Here is a 26,661-nt window from a genome sequence, read left to right on the forward strand (position 1 = left end):
TTACAGAACTGCAAAATCAAGACAGTGTTCCAGACGTTGCTCTTGGCACCAACTGTAGAGTCCGAGATATCGCTGAACCATCCCACGAAAGTGGGAACGGAAAGCAAAATGGAAAGCTTTGCATTTCGTACAACTTAGATTGGCCGTTTTGCTATCGAAAAAAAACGTGTATTGGAAAGTTAGTGTGAATAAGTCAGAAAAATAATTGACCGCAAATTCCCGCAGGAACTTTCCACGCAGGCGAGGGGGTGCTCAAAAATAATAGATTTGAGAAACTGTTAACTATCTGTGCAATCTCAATGCCAAATCAGCTAAGACTGTCTCGTGCAGATATTTGCACTGCGTGGCCTGATGATTTCCACAAACAATGGAGACATTCGCGAAGAACTTTTTCCCCGACGAAGCGCAATTCTTACTCCATAACCATCCATCTGACTAAAAAAATGGCAGAAATATGTCACAACATTCCCGCAGCGTGTCTATTCTCTGAAGATCAAGGATGTTGGGGAAGCTGGCTCGAATTCCAGCCGCCACCTAATGCCTTAACCAGCAGAACACTGGCCTCCAACCGGCGCCGCGTGATGTCGATGTCGTTGCGCTCATTCTGCAATAAAGCCGTCTGCCAGGTAATGACCTGCAGATAGGTATCGACGCCGCCTTCGTAGCGGGTATTGAAAAGATCGAGAGATTGCTGTGCGGCAGAAGTTGCAAGACGTTGCTGGTCGGCTTCCACCTCGAGCCGGCGCAATGTGTTCAGATTGTCCTCGACCTGCTGGAAGGCCGTGAATGTGGTCTGGCGGTATTCAGCGACAGTGGAGTCGTATTGTGCCAAAGCAATATCCGATGTCGCTCTGCGACGTCCGTGGTCGAACAAGGTCTGAGACAGCCCCGGACCTACGGCGAAGAAGCGGCTCGGCCATGTAAACCAATTGATGACAGACGTGCCAGTGAACCCCGCCACGGCAGAAAGTGACAACGTTGGGTAAAAGGCGGCCTTCGCAATACCGATCTGCTCATTTGCAGCAGCCATACGGCGTTCTTCCGCGGCAATATCTGGCCGTCGCTCTAAGAGAGCGGATGGCAACATCCCCGGTATTGCGGGGAGTACTGGTGTGTCTACGGTAACAGGTGCCTTCGATAACGAGAGTTCACTGGGAGCTTTGCCAACCAGCACTGCAATTGCATGTTCATAGTCTGCGCGTTGTATATCAACGTCAGTCGCTTGAACCTGTGCTGTCTGGAGTAGCGTGCGGGCCTGCGTGACGTCTGACAACGGCGCAGCTCCTCCGTCGTAGCGGTCCTCCGTCAACTTTAGGGCGTTTTTGTATGCCAGAACGGTATCGTCGAGCAGCTTCCGTTGAGCATCGGCAGACCGCAGATTGAAGTAGTCGATGGCCAGCTCTGCATGCAGTGAAAGTTTAGCCGACTCCAGATCGGCAGCAGATGCCTGGGCAGTCTCCGTAGCCTGAGTAATGCTGCGGCGCACCCTTCCCCAAAGATCGATCTCATAGTTCAAATCGAAGGGAAGAGTGAAATCACCAGCCCCATCAATCGCAAGCGAGCGATTGAAATACGGTTGATTCACAGAATTCCGAACTACACCAATGCTCGGGACAGTGGCTACCGTTGGCGCTTTGGATGCGCGATAGAAGTGAATTGCCGCACGAGCCGCACGGAAGTTCGCCTCGGCCTGTTTCAACGTCTGGTTTGCCGGCTCAATCTCGGCTTCCAAATCGTTCAACCGCGCATCGTTAAAAAGAGTCCACCAGTCCCCTTTCAACTGCGAATCGTTTGGCTGAGCCCTCTTCCAGCCAGAATCTTTGAAATTTTCAGGCAGAGGTTCTTTGAACTCGGGGGCAGTTGGCGCCGCAGGACGAGCATACTGTGGGCCAACGCGGCATCCAGCGATCGCAGAAATTAAGGGAATCGTCAATATTGCTATCAATCGTTTCCCCACGGGCTGCCAGAATCTTTCCTTCATGGCTTCCCTTTCGCTGCCACATCTTCCGATCTGACTTCCATTCCACTTGTCAGTGAGTCAGACGGATCAAGAACGATTTTGTCCGAGGGAGTTAATCCGGAGACGACCTCAAGAGTATTTCCGTAGTCATGGCCGATCGTCACTGGAACCAGGTCAACATGGTTGTTACGGACAACTCCCACTCGTAAACCTTCTGAGCGGAAGAGTAGTGTGTTTGATGGAACTGTTACCGTATCCATTTCCGCAGGTAATCCAAAGTGAACGAAGACATACGCCCCCGGGCGCAGAAGATTCTTGGAATTGTCGATGTCGACTTCGACATTGAGTGTGCGCGTAGCATGATCGATCGCGTTGGCATTTCGCACGATCTTTCCTGAAATCTTCAATTCAGGACTAGAATCCTGCGTCACGTACGCATTGTCGCCATCACGAATCGAATCTGCATAAACCTCGGGCACCGCAACATAGACTCTCAGTTTTCCGACAGCGGCGAGATGAAACAGTTCTCGCGGGCTATTGGAGCCGGAACCTGCCTGAATCAGATCTCCTATATCGGTATTGCGCGCCGTTATGATTCCGTCGAAAGGAGCAACGATCCTCTCATAGCTCTGAAGTTGCTCCAGCCTTCGGACATTGGCCTTGCTCGCATCGACTGCCGCCTGCGCTGCAATATAGTTACTGCGAGCCTGGTCTGCTTCCTGTTGAGAGACCGCGTGTTTAGCGAGCAGACTTTGCCAACGGCTACTGGTAACTCCGGCCAGCTCCATGTTGGCCTGTATCCTCTCGAGTTCAGCACGGGATTGCTGAAGCTGCTGGTCGACTTCAGGAGTCTCAATCTCTGCGAGCAACTGCCCCCTGCGAACATGAGAGCCTATGTCGAAATACCACTTCTTCAGGTATCCGTTCGTACGCGAATAGATCGGCGTTTCGGTAAATGCCTGCACATTTCCAGGCAGAACCAGGTCCTGCGATGCAGAGCCGACAGTTGGGCGAACTACGCGAACGCTCATAATGGCCGATTCTTCCGTTGCACGCTCCAGCTTCTTCTCGGCAACCGATCGAATACGCAGTCCATAAGCAATGGCAAACAGCAAAGCAATTGCGAACAGAATAAGCAGAACCTTACCTTTGCCAGAACCCGGCGTCACAACCCCGGTATGAGTCTGGGCCGGATTGGCGTGAACAGTCTCTTCGCTCCCGCTCAAGGTTTTCCCGGATTGATGCTCTTCGTTGCCAGCGGTCATGCGTGCTCCTCAACTGGATATTTCGCGGTAATGACGCCCTTGTCTCGATTTCTTCCGTGGATCAGTGCAAATACGCTGGGAACAAATACCAGCGTGGCAACAGTTGCGCATAAGAGCCCCCCGATGACCGCGCGTCCTAACGGAGCATTCTGCTCTCCGCCATCGCCAAGACCCAACGCCATCGGAACCATACCGATAATCATGGCTAGTGCCGTCATAATCACAGGTCGAAAGCGAGTTGTGCCAGCCTCAATAGCAGCCTGAACGGCGTCGCCATGGTGCTCCAATTGGCTCTTCGCGAACGATATAACCAGAATGCTGTTTGCTGTTGCGACGCCCATACACATGATGGCTCCCATTAACGCCGGGACTGATAGTGCCGTACGCGTCAGAAAGAGAAACAGTACGATACCGGCAAGAGCCGCAGGTAGCGCAGTGATAATGATGAAGGGATCGACCCAGCTCTGAAAGTTCACGACGATCAGTAGATACACAAGGGCTATCGAGAAGACCAGGCCGCCTAACAGCCCAATATACGAAGTGCGCATCGTCTCGACCTGACCCTTCAATGAAATAAAGGTTCCCCTGGGAAGAGTTTTTTTGTCGTTCTCCAGTATCTTCTCTACCTGACGGCTGATGGCGCCGAGATCTCTTCCCTGAACATTGCCGTAGATATCCAGAACTCGGCGAATGTTGTAGTGGTTGACCGTAGCCATCTCTGTTCCCCGATGTACTGAGGCGAGATCGCTCAATATCTCAGGCGTTCCCGTACCAGTAAGCGGTACACCACTTGTCGTCCGATTGATCGGGATATTCCCGAGGTCCTGCATGGAGCCCATCTTGTATTGTGGAGTCTGTGCAACGATGAAGTAATTGACATGGTTCTTCCAGTTCAGGAAAAACATCGGCGTCACCTGCATACTCCCGCTAAGAGAGTTCAGTACGCTGGTTGCTACGTCGCGCTGGGTGTAACCTCCCTGCGCCGCCTTCGTGCGGTCGATAGTAAGTTGCAGTGTTGGATAATCGAACGGCTGCTGAATCCTGAGGTCCGTGAGCCCGGGAACATTCCGTAGCTGAGCAAGTATCTTGTCGGCCTGGACCTTGCTTGTGTCCACATCATTTCCTTCTATCTGTATATCGATTGGTGCCGGCACGCCGAAGTTCAGGATTTGCGTCGTGATATCGGCAGGCAGCGTATAGAAGGTTGCGTTCGGAAACTTACGCGGGAGTTCGCGCCGCAGATCACTCACGTACTTCGCCGTGGGATGATGACCTTCTTTGAGCGTGACAAAGATATCGCCATCTGCGGGGTTAATCGACCCGTTAGTAAGGTGCTGCGTATTCATGGTGCTATACGGCAGCCCGATGTTGTCCAGGATGTTGTCAATCTCGGATGAAGGGATCTCCTTCCGTATCTCCTCCTCGACCAGGTCGAATAGGCGCGCCGTCTCTTCGATCCTAAGCCCGGATACTCCTCTTACATGAAGAACGAACTGACCGCTGTCCGTGTCGGGAAAGAAATCCTCTCCCAGGAAAGGTGCGAGGATAAACGCGCCCGTACAGAGCGCAATGAAAATTGGGACGAAGACGCGACGACGAAGCACCAGTCTCTGCAGAAGGCTGTGATAGCCAGCCCTCATCCGCTCAAAACTTCTCTCAAAGCCATGCTGAAAGCGCGCGAAGAATCCTGTACCAGACGCCCCATGACCATGTTCCCGCAGTAAGTACATTGCAAGAGTTGGAACCAGGGTACGGCTCAGAATGTAGCTGGCAAGCATGGCGAAGACGACTGCTTCGGCCAATGGCACAAATAGATAGCGTGCCACGCCGCCAAGAAAGAACATTGGAAGAAAAACAATACAAATGCAGAGAGTCGAGACCAGCGCCGGAACAGAGATCTGGGCTGCTCCCTCAAGAATTGCTTCGCGCAGAGGAAAGCCATCTTCCAGAAATCGTTCGATGTTCTCAATGGTCACAGTGGCATCATCCACCAGAATGCCGACCGCCAGCGCCAGACCTCCCAGCGTCATCGTATTGATCGTCTCGCCCATCAGGCTGAGAACAATGACTGAGGTAAGGATGGAAAGTGGGATTGAAATGGCGATAATAACTGTCGAGCGCCAACTGCCGAGAAAGATCAGGATCATCGCAGCGGTCAACGCAGCCGCAACAATCGCCTCGCGAATTACTCCTTCGACAGCACCTCGCACGAAGATGCTTTGATCGGAGAGAGGCGTTATCTTCAATTCCGGCGGCACTGTCGACGACACTCGCGGAAGAATCTTCCGGATTCCGCTTACAACATCAAGCGTGGACGCATTCCCATTCTTCAGGACGGATATAAGAACGCCGCGATGCCCGTCCTGTCGCACAACATTTGTCTGTACCTGAAACCCATCATTGACGCTGGCAACATCGCGAAGATAAATCGTCGTGCCGTTGACCTGCTTCAGCGGTATATTGGCCAACTCTTCGACCGTCCGAGGAGTTCCATTTGTCCGCACATCATATTCGGACTGTCCGATTTTGATCGTCCCCGAAGGCATGACGACATTCTGCTGTGCAACGGCATTCAGCAGGTCACCAGGAGCAATTCCCTTCGACTGCATCGCTGCCTGATCCATCGTTATATTGATCTGTCGTTGTCTGCCTCCGTAGGGCAGTGGAAGCATGGAACCGTTTACCGTAATCAACTGAGGCCGAATGAAGTTCGTCGAGTAGTCGTTCAACTGCGACTCGGAAAGCCCCTGCCCCGATACGCCTAGCTGCAGAATAGGAACGCTGGAGGCGGAGAAGTTGATAATCTCCGGCGGCAGGACTCCTGGAGGCAACTGGCGCAGAAGATACTGCGACGCCGCCGTCACCTGTGCATTCGCTGTATCGAGCGAAGCGCCAGGCTGCAAAAAAATCTTCACCACCGCGACGCCATTATAAGTAGTCGACTCGATGTGTTGTATGTTGTCGACTAGCGTCGTCAGAGCTTTCTCATAAGGCGTCGTCAAACGCCCTTCAAGCTCTTCTGGGTTCAAGCCCGTATACTGCCAACCGATCGAGATTACCGGGATGTCGATGTTTGGAAAGATGTCCGTCGGAGTGCGCAGAATCACGACCGGCGCTGCGATTAGAATCAACAGCGCAAGCACGATAAAGGTATACGGCCGGTTGAGAGCTACCTTAACAATCCACATCTAAGCCCCGATCCTGAGTGATGCCTTGTTTTTCCCCTGTAACTATCCTATTTTATTCGACTCAAAACATAATGTATCCAGTTCAGTACGTTGGGTTTGCATCACTCTGATTGCAAATTTTGTATCGCATGTCAGACGTTTGCAGTATGCTGTGCGCTAAAATCGCGTCATGCGCCGCTTGCTAGCCATCATCCTGCTGCTGATACCGGGTCTTCCCCTTGTATCACCGCTGGTCGTAGCTGCCGCAGGACAAGACGCATCGCTGCCAGCCTGCTGCAGGCGCAATGGAGCGCATCACTGCTCTGCCATGATGCCTGCGGATGCGGGCAGTTCAACTGCGACGCACATAGAGGCAATCCGCGGACGTTGCCCCTCATATCCAGCCGCTGCTGTCTCGGTATTTCATGGCGATACGGCGATAATCGCTTCCGCCCTTCTTCTTCATGCTCATCCTGAGCTGGAAGCTTCGTCCTTTGATTTATCCGCATCGGGTTCTTCTAGTATCGGCAGCGCGACGCATGATCGCGGACCACCTTCTTCATCGACTTCCCTCTAATCGTTTCGCTCAACAGCTTTACCTGTTGTCATGCGGGCTCACATCCCCGTGATCTACCGTGCAGGCTGGTCAATTGAGCCTGGAAGAACATCTGACCCCAAAGGGTCAGCCGCATTGCCGTATACGAGGAAGCCTTGAAATACCCAGGACTCGGCACTATTGCGATAGCCATTGTGCTAGCGCCGCACATCTGCATTCACGCTCAACAAACCATCAACAATGCGACACTCGGCGGGCGCGTGCTTGATCCGCAAAGCCGTAGCGTCGCAGGCGCTGAAGTTACAGCGACACAACTTGCCACCAACCTCACTCACATCGTTGCAACGGATTCCGAGGGACGATTTCGCTTTCCGTATCTCGCAATCGGTTCTTATCGCATCTCCGTTGCGCAGAGTGGATTCGCGTCGGCTCAGCGGGAAGTCAATCTAACAGTGGGGGCCGACTTTCAGCTTCTTATTGCGCTTAGCATTTCAACTGCGCAGACTTCGGTCGAGGTCAGCGGAGCGCCCCCTATTGTTGAGACCAACCGAAGCGAGATCGCTGAAACCATCTCTCGCAATGAGGTACAGAATCTCTCGTTGCTGGGACGCAATTTTCTTGATCTTGCGCTTCTTACTCCCGGCGTCTCACCAACGAACACTGCTAGCACCCAGCTTTTTGCCGAGACATCGGGGGTTCCAGGCCAAGGCTACTCCATCAACAGTCAACGCAATTTTTCAAATAACTACGTTGTCGATGGCCTTTCCGCAAACGACGATGCCGCAGGCCTGACTGGAATTTTCTATAGCCTCGATACTGTGAGCGAGTTCCAGATTGTGACGTCGGGCGGACAAGCTGAGTTTGGTAGAGCGCTCGGAGGCTATGCCAACATGGTCACTCGCAGCGGGACCGATGAATGGCACGGCAATCTTTACGGCTTCCTGCGCAATCAGCGATTCAACGCGACCAATGCGCTATCGCAAAGCACACTGCCACTCACGCAGGCTCAGTACGGTGCTGGCATCGGCGGTCCGATTATTCACAAGCAAACTTTTCTCTACGCTAATTTCGAGCGAAAACAGCTCAACCAGAATGGACTCGTAACAGTGACTCCGACGAACGCCAATCTCATCAATGCGCGATTGAAGGCGGTAAACTACGCGGGACCACAGATTGCAACTGGAATCTATCCAAACCCCGTCCGCACCAACAATGTTTTCGCGAGACTGGATCATCAATTCAACCCGCGTGACGAGCTCAATATCCACTACAACCTCTATACGGTGGACAGCAACAACTCACGAGGAGCAGGGGCCCTAAGCGCAACCAGCGGCGCCGCAGCGCTTCACGATACCGATCACACCATTGCAGTCAGCAACATCATCACTCTTTCGTCAAATACAGTAAACGAGACTCGCGGACAGTTCATCCACAGCTCGCTTACTGCTCCACCAAACGATCCGACCGGTCCAGCCGTGAGCATCTCAGGCGTGGCATCCTTCGGCACGCTCTCCAGTTCCCCGCAAGGCCGCCTCAACAACCTCTACGAAGCAGTCAACAACATCTCACGCCAGGCCGGCGCGCACTCACTACGCGCAGGAGGCGATTTTCTCTACAATGACCTGAAGATTACTTTTCCGCAATCCGCGCGTGGAAGCTACTCCTTCTCATCGCTCGCCAATTTCCTGGCAGGCACCTACAACGCTTTGGGTTACACCCAGTCGTTTGGTAACCCCGCCGTTACACAAGGCAACGCCAACCTTGGCTTTTACGCACAGGATGAGTGGAAGCTGTCTCACACCTTCACACTCAATGCAGGGCTGCGGTACGATCTCCAGTTCCTCAAGGCCATCGTCACCGACACGAATAATGTCTCGCCGCGAATCGGTTTTGCATGGTCTCCATTTCAAGGCAACCACACACTCATCCGTGCGAGTTACGGCCTCTTCTACGATCGCGTTCCTCTACGCGCTCTTTCCAACGCGTTGCAATCCAGCAGCAATACAACCAACATCAATGCTTCGACCTTTGTTACCGTCAACCTTTCACCAACACAGGCGGGAGCTCCTACCTTTCCCAACACGGCTGCGTCTCTTCCCTCTGGTGTCCTCGTAAACTTCACCACGATGGATCCGCACATGCAAAACGCCTATTCTCACCAGGCTTCGCTTCAGGTTGAGCAACAGCTCACCAACACAAGCTCTCTCAGCATCAGCTACCAGCATGTTCGTGGCCTCAGGCTGATTGCATCGATAAATCAGAACACACCGACATGCGTCGCCAGCGGCAACAATAACGGCTGCAGGCTTGATTCAACCTATGGCAACAACAAACAGTATCGAGGTGCCGCCGACTCTTCCTACGATGGTCTGTCCGTCTCCCTTGTCCAGAGACCGTCGCATTGGGGAAGTTATCGCATTGCGTATACGTGGTCGAAAGCCATCGATGACGTTGGCGAGTTTTTTTTCAGCTCCCCGATCAACAACTTCAACATCTCGCAGGACCGGGGACGCTCCGATGATGACCAGCGCCATCGCGTCGTTTTTTCAGGAGTCGTCCATACATCCATGGGCTCTCCTGCGAGTGCCTGGGCCAAACTCCGCAACGGATTCCTCCTCAGCGGAATCCTGCAGTACTACTCGGCGCTACCCTTCAACATCACGACTGGAGCCAACAGCGTTCAGGGAACAACCATGCGCCCATGCGTTCCAGATGTACTATCGTGCGCACAACTTCTTCCAGGCACCGTCATTGCTCGGAATTCCGGCACCGGATTTGACTCGTTCACGCTCAACACACGGCTAAGCCGGACGTTTCACCTTGGCGAACATATCAATCTTGAAGGCATCGCCGAGGCATTCAATGCCCTTAATCATCGCAATGACCTCATTCCTAATGGCACCTTTGGGACCGGCATCTACCCAACAGCGCCATCTTCTTCCTTCGGACGAGCAACGGCAGTTGGCGATCCTCGACAGATCCAGCTTGCCTTGCGTTTGAGCTTCTAGTTGGGTACACGCACGATGTCACGAATGGCTGACCATACCGCAATGAAAGCTGGCGGTATGCGTCAGCCATTACTTCAGAATCTCAATTTACTCAGGCAGGAGGCTTAGTATCCGCTGCTTCTTCCAGGTCGGGCCGAAACAACTTTCGTAACGGCTTCTGAATTGCACGAAGCAGAGCACGCGCCGCAAAAAATGCCGCAAGCAACAGGACAATGGCCATCGAGGCCGCGACGATGGGATGATGAGTCGCAAACCAGGTCAGTCCAATCGCCAGGGCATCTTCTGTCGAGCTCAAGGCGATGTTGGAGACAGGTTCGGGGCTCGGCGTCACCGCGGCGCGTACAGCCGTCTTTGAGCCGTGCGCCGCAAGTGCAATTGCCGCTCCAAGTCCGGTTGCCAAAAGCTGCATCTGCGGCGAAAGCTGCGAGCTGGCATGATACGCGACAAGTCCCGCCACTGGAACGCGGACTACCGTCTGCAACCCATTCCAGATCATGTCGAAACCTGGAATCTTGTCTGCCACAAACTCAATCGCGAACAACAGCGCGCAAGTCACAATCACCCATGTATTTCCAAGGCCATCCAATCCAGGAGGAAGTGCAACCCATTGCGTGCGGGCCAGAATGCCGAGAGTAAGCACAGTGGCATAGATATTCAACCCGCCTGCAAAACTTGCGGCGATGACGAGAGCTCCAATGTTGGCTGGCGAAAAGCTCATAGTGGTGGAATTCTACCCCTCTATACAGCAATCTTTGAACTGACGAGTCCCGAATCCCTACAGTCGTATAGCCCGCTTCACCTGTGCATACTGTTCAAGAATGAAGCTGTCCGTCATTCCTGCGATATAGTCTGCAACTACCCGCGCCAGCCCTTCTTCTTCAATCTCTTCAAAGTAGCTTGGCGGCAGTTCCTGAGGATCGTTAATCCAGAAGTCGAACAACGCCGTCACGACCTCTTCAGCCTTATGGTGCTCCCGTTCCAGTTCGTTACAAGTGTAGAGCGTGTCATAAAGATATTGTTTCTCCTGCAAGCGCTCCGATTCAACCGGGGAAGAGAATGTAGCCAGCCGCGATCCGTGCATACGAACATCTTCAAGAGATTTCGCGCCAATCGCCTCTACATTCTTCCTGGTATCTTCAATAAGATCGTCGGTAAGAATGTTTTGCATCAATTGCAGAGCCTCATGGAAGAGATACTTCTCTTCAACGTTGGCATGACGCGCCTCAACCATGCGATAGCAGCGACCAAGAATAGCTACACTTTCGCAGATGTGGCCTATCTCGAGCAGCCCCGACTCTACCCCATCGTCCAGGTCTGCCGTCAGGTAAGCAATCTCATCTGCAAGATCGATCAGTTGCGCCTCCAGCGGGGGGCGATCTCCAAGAAAGTAGTCCGCCAGCTCAGGATGCTCTTCTGCCTTGTAGTCGCGAGAGTGCTTGATGATGCCTTCACGAACGCCAAGCGTCAGATTCAATCCGCGGTGTGCAGCATAACGTTGTTCAAAGTGCTCAACGATACGCAAAGCATGTAGATTATGGTCGAAGCTCCGTCCGTGACGCCTCAGACAACGGTCCAGCGCTCTTTCACCCGCATGTCCAAAGGGAGGGTGTCCTATGTCATGCACCAGCGCCAGCGTCTCGGCCAGGTCCTCATTCAGCCCCAGGGACGATGCCGCGGCCCGCGCAATCTCCGCGACTTCGATTGTGTGAGTAAGCCGGCTGCGAAAATGGTCTGACGATCGGCTGGTAAAGACCTGCGTCTTCCCTGCCAGCCGTCTGAAAGCGCGCGACTGCACAATTCTTTCGCGATCGCGCTGGAAAGCGGACCGCCCAGAGCGCACTGGAGCAGGGTAAATGCGCGCCGTCAGCGGATCCCCTGCGTCCCCAACAACCGCGCAACAACGTAGAGTTTCTTTCATCATCAAACCTGAGTGTATCGGATTCGCGCGTATTGCCCCGAAAACAACAAAAGCGCGCCATCCCACCCAGGGACAGCGCGCCTGAACCGGGTGCTTACTGTTGCTGCTTCACCTGGGTTGTGTTCAGCTTCGACAGCTTGACACGAGCGTTATCCAGCTTGTGCTGCACCTTTGCGATATCCTCGGGATCGGCATCGGCAGGAAGCGATCTCGCATACTCCGTCAACGAACGCTCCCACTGGGCGACCGCGAGCTTCAGCTTTCCAGTCTTCTCGTAGATTTCGCCCAGATGATCGTGGATCGTCGGATCGCCGTTGTTGCGCTCAATCGCCTTGCGGATGTTTTCTTCCGCAAGCGCATACTGCCCCGTCTTGTAATACGCCCACCCCAGCGAATCCAGGTAAGCGTAGTTCTGCGGATCAAGGTCGACGGCCTTGCGAATCATCGTCAACGCCTCGCTCAATCGAACTCCACGGTCTGCAAACATGTAGCCCATGTAGTTGAGGATCGTCGCGTTCTGAGGATCGATCGCCAATGCTTTGCGGAACTGCGTCTCGGCTGAATCGTACTGCTTCTGCCGGTCCGCCAAAGTGCCACGCAGGAAGTAAACGTACAGCTTCTCCTCCGGCTTGGCCGAGAGTGTCTCTGCAGCAGTCAACTCCGTGTTGGCATCTGCCCACTGCTTCAACCGTATGTAGATATTCCCCAGCGCAAGATGTGCTTCGCGGTCGTTCGGCCCATTCCCTGAAGCTGAAAGCTGCGTCTTCGCCAAAGCAATTCCCTCTTTGGCACCGCCTGTATCCGCCAGTTGGCCAGCGTACATCAGTTGCACGCTGGCGTCCTTCGGCATGGCTGCGGCAGCCTCGGCAGCGGCAGCCGTAGCTTCCTTCCATTGATGCGCGTCACGGTAAGAGTCGACCATTCCCTGATAGCCGTTTTTTGCAAACTCTCCCCCGAGTGCGACCATCTGTTTATAGGCGCCCACCGCTTCAGCAGTCTTGTTCTGCTCTTTATAGACGATCCCCATACGTTCCAAGAAGATTGCGCGGTTGCCTTTCTCCTGTTCCGTATACTTTCCATCGGCGTGAGAAGTCCCGGCGAGCAGCGTCTTCAGAGTCGAGATTGCATCGTCGTATCTTCCCAGCGAGTCGTAAACCAACGCCTGGTTATAGTTCAACTCCACGGAATCCTGCGCCAGGGGCTTTGCCTTTTCCAAAGTCGCAAGTGCCTGATCGTAATGCCCCTGCTGCCGCTGAATATCGGCAATCTTGATCTGCGACTGAGCATCCTGAGGCTCTGCCACGACGATGCTCGTGAATATCTTCAAAGCCTCGTCAAGCTGGCCGTCCGTGAGTAACGCGTTTGCCAGTCCGCGCTCCATATCCACGTTATCCGGGTCATCGTCGAGGGCCCTGCGATAAGCGGCGATTGCATCTTTTGGCTTGCGCAGAAGGTCATACGTCGCGCCGAGTGCAAAATCGATCCTCGAGCTGCGATCGGCATCTGGAATCGACTTCAGGATCTCTGCCGCGCGCGTGTAATCGCCCTGCTCCGTATAGAGCCGGTACATATTCAGCACGACATCTTCAGAGCCGCCATCGATCTTTTGTGCAGCTTTGAACTCCTCCTCGGCCTTCGCCGAGTCATGGTTCAAGCCATAGAGCTGCCCCAGCAACAGGCGGGTCTCGACATCCTTCGGCTTAAGCTCCGCCAGCTTTTCATACTCCCCAATTGCGAGCTTCAGCATCTGCGACGACTGCTGGCTCTGCATATCGCCAAGCGAGCGCAGATAGATCTTTCCCAGCAACTCGTGCGCGGCCACATCGTTCGGGTTCTTCTTTACCTGGTCCTGGGCCGAGCTTACTGCTTCACGGATGCGCCCAATCTTGAAGTACAACTCCGCAAGGCCATTCTGTAGAAGCGTCGAATTCGGATCGGCGTCCAGCGCCAGCTTGTATTCCTCCACTGCCTGGGTCGCATAGTCGGGACGCCCGGCATTGACCGCCATATCCTCATACATATGAGCTAGGCCATAGTGATAGTAGGCCGAAGAGCGATCAATCGTTCCGGGAGCAGATGGAGCAGATGTAGCAGTTCCGGTCGATGTCTGCGCCGACATCTGCGCCGCAGCCAGTATTGCCGCAGCAAGAATAAACCGGAACATGGAGGCACGCAAAATTGACGTCATCTTCTATAACTTCCTGTGCCACCGAGATTTAAAAGACACCGGTCAGCAGAAAATCCTTCCATTTAGACGATGCCGAGGCCCAATAGGCTTCAAACCCGCCCAGATAGGAGAACCATCGATGGCTTGGCCGTGATTATATCCGGCTTTTCCTCAGCCGTGCCGGAAATGGCGGACCCCCGTAAGTACCATTGCCACGCCCAATCTGTTTGCCGCAGCAATCACATCGGTATCCTTGACCGACCCGCCGGGCTGAATCACCGCCGTCGCACCAGCAGCCGCAATCGTCTCCAGACCATCAGGAAAGGGAAAGAACGCATCCGAAGCCGCTACTGTCCCGGCCAGCGGAAGAACGGCCTTCATGGCGCCAAACCGTGCAGCATCAACACGGCTCATCTGCCCGGCGCCAATACCCACCGTCTGGCCATGTCCGTCCGAATACCGCGCATAAACGATCGCATTCGACTTCACGTGCTTGCAAACCCTCCACGCAAACAGCAGCGCTCGCATCTCTTCGGGAGTCGGTTTGCGGTCAGTCACCGCCTTCAACTCAGCCTCGGTAATGCGCAACCGATCGGCGTCCTGCACCAGCAGCCCGCCAGAGACCTGCTTAATTACTCGGGGCGTCTCTGCCGGAACGATCTTCACCAGCCGCAGGTTCTTCTTCGCCGCAAACCGCTCCAACGCTTCCTTTGTGAATCCAGGCGCAACAATCGCCTCCACAAACAGTTTGGCAATCTCTTCTGCTGCAGCCCCGTCCACCTCGCGATTCACGCCGATCACACCGCCGAACGCCGACACCGGATCTGCCTCAAGCGCACGCTTATAAGCCTCCAGAACATTCGCGCCCGTCGAAGCCCCACACGGATTCGTGTGCTTGATAATTGCCACCGCAGCCTCAGCCGCAGCATCAAACTCGCTCACCAGTTCCCAGCACGCATCCAGGTCTACCAGGTTGTTGTAGCTCAGCTCCTTCCCCTGAAGCTGTTCCGCTGCCGCAACTCCCTTACCGCTGCCGTCGACGTAGAGGGCCGCCTTCTGGTGCGGGTTCTCTCCATAACGCAACGTCTGGGCCAGCGGATCGATAATGCGCACCGTCTGCGGCAAGGCATCCTGAGCGAACGCTGCCGCGCCTGAAGGCACCTCGATACTCTCAAGCGCAGTAGCGATTCCGGAATCATAAGCCGCCGTCACCGCGAACGCCTGCTTCGCCAGCCTCCACCGCGTCAACCGGCTAAGGCTCCCCTTGTTCGCCGCAAGCTCCTCGGCCAGCGCCGTATAGTCCGCCACCGAAGTCACAATCGCAACATCCTCAAAGTTCTTCGCTGCTGACCGAACCATCGACGGACCACCGATGTCGATGTTTTCAATTACATCCGCAAACGCCACCCCGGGCTTTTGCGCAGTCTTCTCAAAGGCGTACAGATTCACTACCACCATGTCGATCGGCTCGATGCCGTGCGACTGCACCGCCGCGACGTGCTCGGCGTTCCCGCGCATATGCAGAATCCCGCCGTGCACCTTCGGGTGCAGCGTCTTCACGCGGCCGTCGAGCATCTCCGGGAAGCCCGTCAACTCGCTGATGTCCTTAACATTCAGGCCAGCATCGCGCAGCGCCTTAGCGGTTCCGCCGGTCGAAACCAGCTCCACGCCATGCCCTGCCAGAGCGCGGGAGAACTCAACAATGCCGGTCTTATCGGTTACAGAAAGAAGAGCACGGCGAACGGGACGAAGATCGACAGAGACAGAGGCAGGAGCACTATGTGAGGTCATTACCTTATATTTTATCCGCTGTAGAGGTGTCCTACTTGCAACCTTACAACTGCGCCGCCCCAGTCAAATGGCTCACATGCTCCACACCATGCCCGGCACACCACTTCCTCATCCCATTCGCAATGTTTTCCACAGCTCGCGGATCCGCGTAACTCGCCGTCCCCACCTGAACGGCTGTAGCACCCGCCATCATGAACTCGACAGCATCTTCGGCGCGCGTAATCCCACCCATTCCTACTACAGGTATACGAACGGATTTTGCGGCATCGTGAACCATCCTCACGGCAATCGGTTTGATCGCAGGCCCTGACAGCCCCCCGGTCACGTTCGCAATTCGAGGCTTAGCTGTCTCTATATCAATAGCCAAGGACACAAACGTATTCACCAGCGACACCGCATCCGCGCCGGCATCCGCTGCTACCCGGGCCATCTGCCCGATGCTCGTTACATTCGGCGACAGCTTCACCATCAGAGGTCTTCGCGAAGCTCCTCGTGTCCGCGACACAAGCTCATACAGCAGACTGGGGTCGACGCCGAAAGCAATTCCGCCGTGACTCGTATTCGGGCAGCTTGCGTTCAACTCGTACATCGCGATGCCCTCGGCATCGTTCAGCACCTGGATCACCTCCAGGCAATCCTCCACCGTATAGCCAAAGACATTCGCAATGACAACTGCGCCCTTCATTGTGCGCAACTTCGGCAGCTTCTCTCCGACGAACGGCCGAACTCCCATGTTCTGGAGCCCGATTGCATTGATCATCCCCGCCGCTGTTTCGATGATCCGGGGCGTGGGGTTTCCCTGCATCGGCTCCCGCGACAGGCCCTTCGTCACGAACGCACCAATGCGCTCCAGCGAGACGATCTCCTCAAACTCCACGCCATACCCGAACGTGCCGCTTGCCGCAATGACCGGTGAGCTTAGCTCCACACCCGCTAAGCTCACCCGCATATCGGGCGTGTTAGAACTCACTTCTCAGTGCCTCTCTTTGTGACATGTGCTGTTGACATGCTTCCATTATCAGGCTTCAGTACCTGAGTCAGCACATGTCCCTCGATACTCGAAGGCTGATTCACCCTCAAAATCGAGGCAAATGTTGCCGCAATATCCACCGGAGCTACGCGATCGTGATACGTCCCCGGAACGAACATTGCGCCATAGAAGTCCAGCGGCACATGACGGTCATAGGCAAACGACGAGTAGTGCGTCGCTCCCATCTCCGACCCCGGGAACTGGAATGCGCTGAAGTTCAGCCAGATCGCCCAGCCCACGTAAGGCGAGTAGCTGTGCATGATCCGGCGCCCGAGCTCAGTATCCGGAATCTCGCCCGCGCGCATCTTCGCCACCGGGTAAACAGAACCAAGCCCAACCGGATCGGCCACACGGTCGGCAGGAATCGCGGCCTTTGTGCTCTTCACGCCGTAATTCGCATTTGAAGCTGCCAGCAGAGCCTCAAGCTCCTCGGCAGCCGCCGTCTCAGCCTCCAGCTCGCTGACATGGGCTGCCTCAAATGCCTGCTGGTTCAATTGAATGTACGGAAATTCACCGCCCAACACATACTTGTCGCCCTTCTTGATCGGCCACTTCTTGTCGAGAGCTGCCTCCAGCGACTTCAAGACCGCAGCGCTCTTGATCCCCACCGAAGGCATCTGCGCATCATTCGCCGCACGCATCGTGGGAGCGACACCGTGATCGCCCGATAGAGCAACAATCACATTCTGAAGCCCCACCTGCTTGTCGAGGAAGGTGAAGAAGTCGTTCAGCGAGACGTCCACTGCATCAATCATCTTGCGCTGTTCGGGCGAATCCGGCCCAACCTTGTGCCCCAGTATGTCCGTATTGCTGATCGAGATCGTCAGCAGGTCCGAGACCTCGTTGTGACCCAGGTTCTCGTTCTTCACCAGAGCCTTGGCAAAATTGATCATGTATTGAACGGCAGCCGGCGTCTTCCCAACCTCTTCATAAAAATTCCCTGAGGGGATATTCGCCGCCGCACGAGCCTTCGCGCGCTCGTCGCTCGCATTGAAATCCTTTGCCCAGCCAGGAAGCTCGTTCATCCAGTACGTCGAGCTGATGAACGCTCCCGAATCATGATCTGTCCAGTAGGCTCCCTTGGTCGCGTGTCCCGAGGTCAGGATCGCCGCCCTGTCTTTGAACGAGACGCCAAACACCTTGGCTCGTCCCTGTGTCGCCAACTCCAGTTCATCTCCAAGGGTCGAGGCAGCCTCGCGGTGAGGTGAAGCCCCCGGAGAGATCTCGCCACCGGCCGGAACGCCCACCAGCTTGTACCGATGGTCGCTGACCGACGTCACCAGCTCGAGCTTTCCATTCTCGTCCCGCTCCCACCACTCGTTGATCGGGATCTTGTGCCCGTCAGTATAGCTTCCCGTGCCGATCGTCGAATGCCCGGCCGCCGTCACCAGGTTGGCGTAGTCGTAGTAGCAATCGGTGAAGTGCACGCCTTTTTTCAGAAACAGGTTGAACCCGTTCGGAGTCTTGAAGTCGTCGCGGTAGCGGTCGAGATAATCGCCGCGGAACTGGTCGATTACCAGTACGACCACCAGCTTCGGTGTCGCATGATACGCATCGGCACGCGCGGGCACAGACCCGGGCACGAGAAGAGCAAGCGAGAGAAGAAGAGCTATACAGGCACGCATACTGTTAGAGTACCGCTTTCAATTCTTACAAATTCTTACATTTACCGTTCCCCCCGATCCGGCCCCTTACCGTTAGAAGACGATAAAATAAAGATCAAATGATCGATCTAGCATTCGTCCGGGCCAACCTGCCCGTTGTAGAAGAGAAACTTCGCGCCCGAGGCATGGATCCGGCTACCGCCCTCGGCGACTTCGCCGCCATCGACCGTGAGCGCCGCGACGCCATTACCCAGGTCGAAACCCTCAAGGCCCGCCGCAACAAGCTCACCGAAGAGATCGCCCGGCTTCGTAAATCCGGAGCGGACGCCACAGCCGTCACCGAGGAGACCAAGTCGCTCAAGGCAGAAGTCGAAGCCCTCGAATCCCGCGCCTCGATCGCCGATGAGCGCCTCCAGTCCATCCTCCAGATCATCCCCAACCTACCGCAGGAGTCCGTCCCCGTCGGCTCCGACGAGCACGGCAACGTCGCCGAAAAGCATTGGGGCGCGAGGCCCAGCTTCGACTTCACCCCCAAGCCTCACTGGGAGTTGGGCGAGGCGCTCAACATCCTCGACTTCAACCGCGCCGCCAAGATCTCCGGCTCCCGTTTCGTCGTCCACTACGGTGCCGGTGCCCGCCTGGAGCGCGCCCTCGCAAACTTCATGCTCGACCTCCACACCCGCGAGCATGGATACACCGAGGTCCTTCCTCCCTACATGGTCAACTCCAAGAGCCTCTTCGGAACCGGCCAGCTCCCCAAGTTCGCCGAAGACCTCTTCCACTGCGACGACAAGGGTCCATACACTCCCGGTGAGCTTCAGGACGGCGACCACTGGCTCATCCCCACCGCCGAGGTCCCCGTCACCAACCTCCTCCGCGATGAGACCATCGACGAGGCCCAGCTCCCCATCTCCCTCTGCGCCTACACTCCGTGCTTTCGCAGCGAGGCTGGCAGCTACGGCAAAGACGTCCGCGGCATGATCCGCCAGCACCAGTTCCAGAAGGTCGAGCTGGTCAAGTTCACCACGCCGCAGAAGTCCAACGAAGAGCACGAGGCACTCACCCGCCACGCCGAGCGGGTCCTCGAGATTCTCGGACTCCCCTATCGCCGCATGCTCCTCTGCACCGGCGACATGGGCTTTGCCTCCTCCAAGACCTACGACCTTGAGGTCTGGCTCCCCGGTCAGAACCTCTACCGCGAGATCAGCTCCTGCTCCAACTTTCAGGACTTCCAGGCCCGGCGCGCCAACATTCGCTACCGCCCCGCTGGAGCAAAAAAGTCCGAGTATCTGCACACGCTCAACGGCTCCGGCCTCGCCGTCGGGCGCACGTACCTCGCCATTCTCGAGAACTACCAGCAGGCTGACGGCAGCATCAAAGTACCCGAAGCCCTCGTCTCCTATATGAACGGCCAAACAGTTATCGCGAAGCAGGAGAAGATTTAATGCTCAAGACCATCCGCTCCTACTTCTGGTGGACCTATGATCGCGGCAGCTTCCACTACGACGTCATGGTCACGCTCATCCTGCTCTTTCTCTTCCTCGGCCCCCGCTTCATCGACTTCAAGGACCGCCCGGTTGAGACCGTAGCCATTAACTCCTCTGAAGTACTCGTCAAGGAAGCAGGCTCCAGCGATGATTCGAGCCGCTTCATCTATCAGATCCGCGCCGACGATATTCAAAAAGCAATCGACGGCGACGCCAGTGATTCCGCTCTGAAGGCTGCAATCATTCGTATCATCGAACCCATCGCCGGCGAGATTACGCTGGAACGCTACGAACCCGTTCGCGACGCTCAGGGACACATCATCGCGTACGACGCCTGGATCACCCGCTGATTTACCCGAACCATTCCGCTTCGGTTGCATCTAAAGATGCCGGAGAGTAACTGTCGAATGAAGAAGACACTTTTAGCGTTCCTCCTGCTCGCCATTCCGCTCACCACCCCCGCCCAGGTCAAACCCGGTGAACTCGACGCCGTGCTCCGCCAGATGGACGCCGCCAGCACAAAGTTCAAATCCGCTGAGGCCGATTTTCAGTGGGACTTCTACGAGCGCGTCGTCAAGCAGACGACCACGCAGCATGGGAGCATCTACTTTAAGAAGAACGGCGCCAACCTGGAGATGGGCGCAAAGATCGTCCCTCCTGGAGCCAAATTCTTCTCCTTCAAGGACGGCAAGCTCTCCGTCTTCGATCCCGGCACCCACGACCTCAAGGTCTTCGCCTCCGGCAAGAACCGCGCCCAGTACGAGAGCTTCCTGACCCTCGGCTTCGGCGGTAGCGGCAGCGAGCTCGCAAAGGCCTGGACCGTCACCTATCTGGGCAAAGAGGTGCTCTCCGACGGCAATACATCAATCGGTACGGCCAAGCTCGATCTCGTCTCAAAAGATCCGAACGTGCGCAATATGTTTACGCACATCGTTATCTGGGTAGACCCAACTCGCGGCATCTCCCTCAAGCAGCAGTTCTTCACCCCGTCCGAGGACTACCGCACGACCATCTACAGCAATATCCGCTATAACCAATCTATCGACACAAAGCCATATCAATTCAAGAAGTAATGAACAAAAACTAATCCAATAGTTTCAATTCCCCGAAGACCGTGGGAATCAGTTCAGCCACGGTCGGATGAATATGCACTGAGTGGGTCAGCAGCGTGTAAGGCTGCTTCGCATACATCGCGGTCAGGATGCAGTGGACAGCTTCATCTCCGCCCGTTCCGAGGATCGACGCCCCCAGGATCAGCTTCGACTCCACATCCACCAGCACCTTCATAAAGCCCTGACTTTCTCCCTTCTCGACCGCACGGCTCACCTTCGTCATTGGGCGGATGCCCATCAACGCCGGCCTTCCTCGCTCCCTCACCTGCTTCTCCGTCATGCCAACCTGACCCAGCGGAGGATCGATGTACAGCCCATGCACCGGAATTCTGTCGCTCACCTTGCGCGGATCGCTGTCCAGGAGGTTCGCCGCGACAATCTCGTAGTCGTTGTAAGAGGTGTGGGTAAATGCGCCGCGCCCATTGCAGTCTCCGAGCGCCCATACTCCCGACGCAGAGGTCTCCAGCTTGTCGTTTACCTCAATAAAGCCGTGCTTGTCCGGAGTAATACCGATCATGTCCAGCCCCAGGTCGTCTGTGTTCGGCGTGCGACCCATCGCCAGCAGGACGTGGCTTCCAATCGCCTGACGCCCCCCGCCATCGCAGTCCAGATAAATGACCGGGCTGCCGCTCTTCTGATCGAGGCGAATGCAATTGGATCCCAGTTCTATTCGGACGCCCTCTGCCTCAAGAATCTTCTTCACCTCGGCGGAGACATCTTCGTCCTCGTGGCTCACCAGACGCGGTGCGCGCTCCACAACCGTCACCTCCGAGCCAAACCGGCGGAACATCTGGGCGAACTCCAGCCCGACATAGCTTCCTCCCACAACAAGCAGGTGCTCCGGCAGCGTCTCCAACTCCAGGATCGTCGTGCTCGTCAGGTACTGGACCTCGTGAACTCCCGGAAGCTCCGGAACCGATGGCCGTGCTCCCACATTCAGAAAGACCTTCTCCGCGTGGAGGACATCGTCGTTCACCCGCATCGTCGCTGGCCCGGCAAACCTGGCCGTTCCACGAAAGACCGTGCATCCCTCCATGCCGGCAAGCCACTTCTCGAGCCCCGCACGCGAATGCTCCACAATGCCGTCCTTACGCTTCTTAATCTGTGCAAGATCGACTCCAGTCAATGTCTGGGCTGGAAGTCCGTACTCCTGAGCACGCTGTACCGCGCGAGCTGCGTAGGCGCTGGCCACCATCGCCTTCGTCGGAGTGCAACCTGCGTTTACGCACGTACCTCCGAGCAGCTTTCGCTCCACGAGCGCTACCTTCCACCCGGCTCCGGTCAAGCGTCCAGCCAGCGACGGCCCAGCCTGGCCCGCGCCAACGATGATGGCATCAAAGGTGTATTCCATCGCAACCTCGTCATAATCGGAATCGAAGCTCGTCACGTCTCAGGCAGTGCCCAGCTTACAGCGGCGTGGGCGCTCACCGCACAAAAACAGCAGACAAAGCTCCAATAGGAAGCCATCAAAGCCGCCGCGACACAACCCACCCAATCTCATTTACAGTAAAGATATGGCCAATACGTCGAAGGTCGACCTGGTCGGTGTAGGGTTGAATGCCACAGACACGGTCATTCCCCTTCCCCACTTTCCCGCCGTGGGCTCCAAAGTCGAGTTCGGCGCAGCGAAGATTCTCCCCGGAGGACAGGTCGCAAGCACCGTCGTCGCCTGCCAGCAGTGGGGCCTGAGCACGCGCTACGTCGGCAAGATCGGCGACGACAGCGCCGCCGACCTGCACCGCGCAGAGTTCGTGCGCACCGGCGTCGAGGCCCATCTGCTCACCGTGCCCGGCTGCGCCAGCCAGCAGTCCTTCATTCTCGTCGATCGAGAAGGCGAACGCACCGTGCTGCACCGCCACGACGATGCACTCTCGCTTCATCCGGACGACCTCAAGCGCGAGTGGATCGTCAACGCCCGCGCACTCCACGTCGATGGCTGGGATACTGCTGCCGCTACTCTTGCAGCCACTTGGGCCCGCGAGGCGGGCATCCCCGTGATCGCCGACCTCGACGAGATATACCCTGGGGTTGAACAGCTCATCGAAAAAATCGACTATCTTATCGTGAGCCGCGACTTCCCGAGCCGCCTCATGAACGAGCCTAGCCTCGAATCCGCGCTTCGCCGTATGCAGACCCGCTTCGGATCAACGCTTACGGCCGCCACACTTGGGCATGAAGGCGTGCTCGCCTGGGATGGAAGAAACTTCCATTACTCCAGCGCATATCGCGTCCCTGTAGCTGACACGACAGGTGCCGGAGACATCTTTCACGCCGGTTTTATCTACGGACTGCTGAACGGATGGCAGCTTGATCGCCAGCTCGACTTCGCCTGCGCCGCCGCCGCACTCAACTGCACCGCAGTCGGAGCGCGGGGCGGAATCAAGGGTGTAGACGAGATCGAGCGCTTGACCGTCACCGGAACACACTACCCCTCCGATAGCTACGTCCCAGCCTCGGACTCAGTAAGCCTCTAAAGTTTTACCAATCCCTAGCGCCAGCTCACGGCAAGATGCCAGCGCAACTGACGATCTTGTGTCTTCCTCAGAACTCGCCGGTACTCCACCAACTCAGCCAGTACCTGCTCGCCCTCTGAACCTAGCTGTTGCGGCTCATCTTCCAATGCAAATACCATTGCTTCCACCGTCGCCAACCCCTCAGATGGCAGATACCACTGTGGAGGCGGCAGCCTTTGCAGCAAGTCCCTGTTCCCCGCGCCTTCTTCGATCAAGAGCGACATCGAGTTCTCATCCGCCGAGAAGAACTCAATCAGCGGGCGCACACCCAGTCGCAAAGCCAGCTTCTCCACCGCGTCCTCATTACGCGCAAGAGCTCTTCCGTTAACAAAAATGTCGAACCCGGGATCTTCGCCCTCAACGACGATGTACATCGAAGCAGCCATTGTCCGCAGTTTACGCTCCGCCCTCATGTGAAAAAAAGTGCATCTTCAGGCTCGTCCCGGTCGCGAGAAGCATCTGCACCGCAAAAAAAAGGGGGCACGCAAACGCGTGCCCCTTTCTATCGTTGCTTCGAGATTAGTGGTTTCCGCCACCCTGGTGCGATGAACCCGAACCACCGCCACCTGGACCGCCACGGCGCCCACCACGACGGCGCCGTCCGCCGGGACGACGCTGTCCACCAGGGCCGCCCGATCCTCCGGGACGCGGGCCTCCGCCAGCCGGGGCACCTTCAGCACGATTGAAGTTCGGCTCTTCTGCACCCTCATCGTCGCCGTCCTCGAAGTCGTCGTCGTCATCGGCTCCCTCGCCCTGAAGCTCCGCGGGAGCCTGCTGACCATGTCCACGGCCATCGCCCTCACCACCCTGCGGAGCAACCTCCGGCAGACCCAGCTTGGCTCGCTGCTCACGAAGAACAGCCTTGCGCGACAGCTTGATGCGGTTGCCTTCGATCGCCAGCACCTTCACCAGAATCTGGTCGCCTTCACGAAGCTCGTCCTTCACTTCCTTCACGCGATGCTCAGCAATCTCTGAGACGTGCAGCAGTCCATCGGTGCCGGGGAATATCTCGACGAAGGCGCCGAACTCCGCCAGACGAACGACTTTGCCCAGGTAGGTCTTGCCAACTTCGGGGACCGCCGTGAGGTCGCTGATCATCTGGATCGCGCGCGCCAGTCCATCGGCATCGCTCGAAGCCACATTGACGCGACCAGTGTCGTCCACATCGATCTTCACGCCCGTAGCATCGATGATGCCGCGGATGACCTTGCCTCCTGGTCCGATCAGGTCGCGAATCTTGTCTGTCGGAATCTGAAGCGTGTGAATACGCGGAGCAAACTTCGACTTCTCCTGGTTCGCGCCTGCGATCACAGCATCCATCTGGTCCAGCAGGAACATACGTCCGCGGCGTGCCTGCTCGAGCGCCTCGCGCATAATCTGCGGCGTGATGCCCATGATCTTGATGTCCATTTGGAGGGCCGTAATGCCGTTGCGCGTTCCGGCAACCTTGAAGTCCATATCGCCATAGTGGTCCTCAGCGCCTGCAATATCGGTCAGAACGGCGTACTTGTCGCCCTCCTTCACCAGTCCCATCGCCACACCGGCGACCGCGCCCTTCAGCGGAATGCCCGCCTGCATCAGTGACAGTGAAGCTCCGCAGACCGTCGCCATCGACGACGAGCCGTTCGACTCCAGGATGTCCGAGACCACTCGCAGCGTGTACGGAGACTCGTCCTCACCAGGCAGCACGGCTTCAATGGCGCGCGAAGCCAGAGCGCCGTGACCGATCTCGCGACGGCCGACGCCGGACATTCTGCCCACCTCGCCCACCGAGAACGGCGGGAAGTTATAGTGCAACATGAAGCGGCGCTTCTGTTCACCTTCATAGGTCTCGATGCGCTGCGCATCGTCCGTCGTACCCAGCGTGGCCGAGACCAGCGCCTGCGTCTCGCCGCGTGTAAACAGTGCAGAGCCGTGCACGCGAGGCAACACACCAACCTCAATCGAGATCGCGCGGATCTCATCGAACGCGCGATGGTCGGGACGAATGCGGTCGTTCAGCACCTGCTCGCGGAAGATGGTCTCGCGCAAAAGCTCGTAGTACTTGCTCAGCTTCTTCGCGCCATCCGTGTCCTCGGGCGCAATCTCCGCCTTCAGCGAGTCCTTCAGCTCCTTAACCTTTGCGTAGCTCTCGAACTTCGGGTACTTCTTCGTGTTCAGGGCATCGGCCAGCTTCGCGCCGATCTTGTTCTTCAGGGCAGCCAGATACTCAGTGTCGATCTCAACCGCCGTTACAAGGCGCTTCGTCTTGCCCGCGCGAGAGACCAGGTCCTCGATCGCCGCGCAGATCTTCTTGATCTCGCCATGGGCGAACTCAATGGCATCGACAACGCGCTCTTCGCCAATCTGCTTCGCGCCCGACTCGATCATCGTGATGCCGTCCCTGGTGCCGACGACCATGATGTTCAGCGTGCTCTTCTCGCGCTCCGCATAGGTCGGGTTCACGATGAACTGGTCATCGACGATGCCGATGCGCACCGCACCCACAGGACCGCCGAACGGGATATCGCTCAGGGCCAGCGCGCAGCTTGCACCATTGATGCCCAGCACGTCGGTATCGTTCTCCTTGTCGGCCGAGTACACGAACGCAACAACCTGCGTCTCGTTACGGAAGGCCTCGGGGAACAGTGGGCGGATGGGACGGTCGATCTGACGGCTGGTGAGGATCTCCTTCTCGCTTGGGCGTCCCTCGCGCTTGATGAACCCCCCGGGGATACGGCCGCCGGCATAGGTAAACTCGCGATACTCCACTGTCAGAGGGAAGAAGTCGATGCCTTCCTTTGGGTCGGGAGCGGCAACAGCAGTTGCCAGAACCACGTTATCGCCGCTCGTCGTCAGCGCGGCGCCGGAGGCCTGCTTGGCCATGCGCCCTGTCTCGAATTTGATCTGCTTGCCACCTGCAAGCTCTACGGTTACGTCCTGCTTCATAGTGTGTCTCTCTTTTCTCTACGTCGTTTGGGAACTTGTATCTCGCGTCATCTGCCTTGCAGGCGCGAAAAAGCGCAGTTTACCGGAGGTCTCTTCAGACCGCCGGTAAACTGCACTCGATTGAATCGTTCATGGGATAGCTCTGCATGACCGGC

17 protein-coding genes are annotated in these 26,661 nt (G+C 56.5%); 5 read left to right on the forward strand and 12 right to left on the reverse strand.

Annotation, left to right across the window (positions count from 1 at the left end):
* Positions 1 to 493: 493 nt before the first annotated feature.
* Genes JSS95_06095 through JSS95_06105 form a run of 3 tightly spaced genes read right to left on the reverse strand, consistent with a single transcriptional unit; the run spans position 494 to position 6,413 of the window.
* Positions 494 to 1,981 carry an efflux transporter outer membrane subunit gene (locus JSS95_06095; protein ID MBS1799380.1) on the reverse strand — a complete coding sequence of 496 codons (1,488 nt, stop codon included), beginning with the start codon at positions 1,979 to 1,981 and terminating at the stop codon, positions 494 to 496.
* A complete protein-coding gene (locus JSS95_06100) occupies positions 1,978 to 3,225 on the reverse strand; it encodes an efflux RND transporter periplasmic adaptor subunit (GenBank protein ID MBS1799381.1) in 1,248 nt (415 codons plus the stop codon). Before JSS95_06100 ends, JSS95_06095 begins: the two co-directional genes overlap by 4 nt.
* On the reverse strand, positions 3,222 to 6,413 hold the full coding sequence (locus JSS95_06105) for an efflux RND transporter permease subunit (GenBank protein ID MBS1799382.1): 3,192 nt from the start codon (positions 6,411 to 6,413) through the stop codon (positions 3,222 to 3,224). The genes JSS95_06100 and JSS95_06105 overlap by 4 nt, the downstream gene beginning before the upstream one ends.
* Before the next feature lie 690 nt (positions 6,414 to 7,103).
* On the opposite strand from JSS95_06105, the gene JSS95_06110 reads away from it, so the two are divergent.
* Positions 7,104 to 9,956 (forward strand): TonB-dependent receptor, encoded by a 2,853-nt coding sequence (locus JSS95_06110; protein MBS1799383.1) that lies wholly within the window; start codon positions 7,104 to 7,106, stop codon positions 9,954 to 9,956.
* A 91-nt stretch (positions 9,957 to 10,047) separates the two neighbouring features.
* Here JSS95_06110 and JSS95_06115 read toward each other — a convergent pair whose 3' ends face one another.
* The 6 genes from JSS95_06115 to JSS95_06140 all read right to left on the reverse strand — a co-directional run bounded on the left by JSS95_06115 (position 10,048) and on the right by JSS95_06140 (position 18,487).
* Positions 10,048 to 10,674 carry a DUF4126 domain-containing protein gene (locus JSS95_06115; protein MBS1799384.1) on the reverse strand — a complete coding sequence of 209 codons (627 nt, stop codon included), beginning with the start codon at positions 10,672 to 10,674 and terminating at the stop codon, positions 10,048 to 10,050.
* A 57-nt stretch (positions 10,675 to 10,731) separates the two neighbouring features.
* Positions 10,732 to 11,874 (reverse strand): dNTP triphosphohydrolase, encoded by a 1,143-nt coding sequence (gene dgt, locus JSS95_06120; protein MBS1799385.1) that lies wholly within the window; start codon positions 11,872 to 11,874, stop codon positions 10,732 to 10,734.
* A 94-nt stretch (positions 11,875 to 11,968) separates the two neighbouring features.
* Positions 11,969 to 14,062 (reverse strand): tetratricopeptide repeat protein, encoded by a 2,094-nt coding sequence (locus JSS95_06125; protein ID MBS1799386.1) that lies wholly within the window; start codon positions 14,060 to 14,062, stop codon positions 11,969 to 11,971.
* Between the two features lie 150 nt (positions 14,063 to 14,212).
* Positions 14,213 to 15,832, reverse strand: a complete 1,620-nt coding sequence (purH, locus tag JSS95_06130) for a bifunctional phosphoribosylaminoimidazolecarboxamide formyltransferase/IMP cyclohydrolase (protein MBS1799387.1) — start codon at positions 15,830 to 15,832, stop codon at positions 14,213 to 14,215.
* Between the two features lie 43 nt (positions 15,833 to 15,875).
* Positions 15,876 to 16,781: a dihydroorotate dehydrogenase gene (locus tag JSS95_06135; GenBank protein MBS1799388.1), complete on the reverse strand. Its 906-nt coding sequence runs from the start codon at positions 16,779 to 16,781 to the stop codon at positions 15,876 to 15,878.
* 17 nt (positions 16,782 to 16,798) lie between these two features.
* Positions 16,799 to 18,487, reverse strand: coding sequence for an alkaline phosphatase family protein (locus tag JSS95_06140; GenBank protein MBS1799389.1), 1,689 nt, complete (start codon positions 18,485 to 18,487; stop codon positions 16,799 to 16,801).
* Positions 18,488 to 18,585: 98 nt separating this feature from the next.
* Here JSS95_06140 and serS point away from each other — a divergent pair, with 98 nt between their 5' ends.
* Genes serS through JSS95_06155 form a run of 3 tightly spaced genes read left to right on the forward strand, consistent with a single transcriptional unit; the run spans position 18,586 to position 21,026 of the window.
* Positions 18,586 to 19,911, forward strand: a complete 1,326-nt coding sequence (serS, locus tag JSS95_06145; GenBank protein MBS1799390.1) for a serine--tRNA ligase — start codon at positions 18,586 to 18,588, stop codon at positions 19,909 to 19,911.
* Positions 19,911 to 20,303, forward strand: a complete 393-nt coding sequence (locus JSS95_06150) for a hypothetical protein (protein ID MBS1799391.1) — start codon at positions 19,911 to 19,913, stop codon at positions 20,301 to 20,303. The genes serS and JSS95_06150 overlap by 1 nt, the downstream gene beginning before the upstream one ends.
* Before the next feature lie 57 nt (positions 20,304 to 20,360).
* The gene (locus JSS95_06155; GenBank protein ID MBS1799392.1) at positions 20,361 to 21,026 is read left to right on the forward strand and encodes an outer membrane lipoprotein-sorting protein; all 666 of its coding nucleotides are present in this window, start codon (positions 20,361 to 20,363) and stop codon (positions 21,024 to 21,026) included.
* A 10-nt stretch (positions 21,027 to 21,036) separates the two neighbouring features.
* Here JSS95_06155 and JSS95_06160 read toward each other — a convergent pair whose 3' ends face one another.
* Complete coding sequence (locus JSS95_06160) at positions 21,037 to 22,416, reverse strand: FAD-containing oxidoreductase (GenBank protein MBS1799393.1); 1,380 nt, start codon at positions 22,414 to 22,416, stop codon at positions 21,037 to 21,039.
* 163 nt (positions 22,417 to 22,579) lie between these two features.
* Here JSS95_06160 and JSS95_06165 point away from each other — a divergent pair, with 163 nt between their 5' ends.
* Complete coding sequence (locus JSS95_06165) at positions 22,580 to 23,539, forward strand: carbohydrate kinase family protein (GenBank protein ID MBS1799394.1); 960 nt, start codon at positions 22,580 to 22,582, stop codon at positions 23,537 to 23,539.
* 14 nt (positions 23,540 to 23,553) lie between these two features.
* On the opposite strand, the gene JSS95_06170 is transcribed toward JSS95_06165, so the two are convergent.
* Positions 23,554 to 23,964, reverse strand: a complete 411-nt coding sequence (locus JSS95_06170) for a hypothetical protein (GenBank protein ID MBS1799395.1) — start codon at positions 23,962 to 23,964, stop codon at positions 23,554 to 23,556.
* A 133-nt stretch (positions 23,965 to 24,097) separates the two neighbouring features.
* A complete protein-coding gene (pnp, locus tag JSS95_06175) occupies positions 24,098 to 26,506 on the reverse strand; it encodes a polyribonucleotide nucleotidyltransferase (protein MBS1799396.1) in 2,409 nt (802 codons plus the stop codon).
* Positions 26,507 to 26,661: the final 155 nt, after the last annotated feature.

The organism is Acidobacteriota bacterium (assembly GCA_018268895.1).
Taxonomy (GTDB): Bacteria; Acidobacteriota; Terriglobia; order Terriglobales; family Acidobacteriaceae; genus Edaphobacter.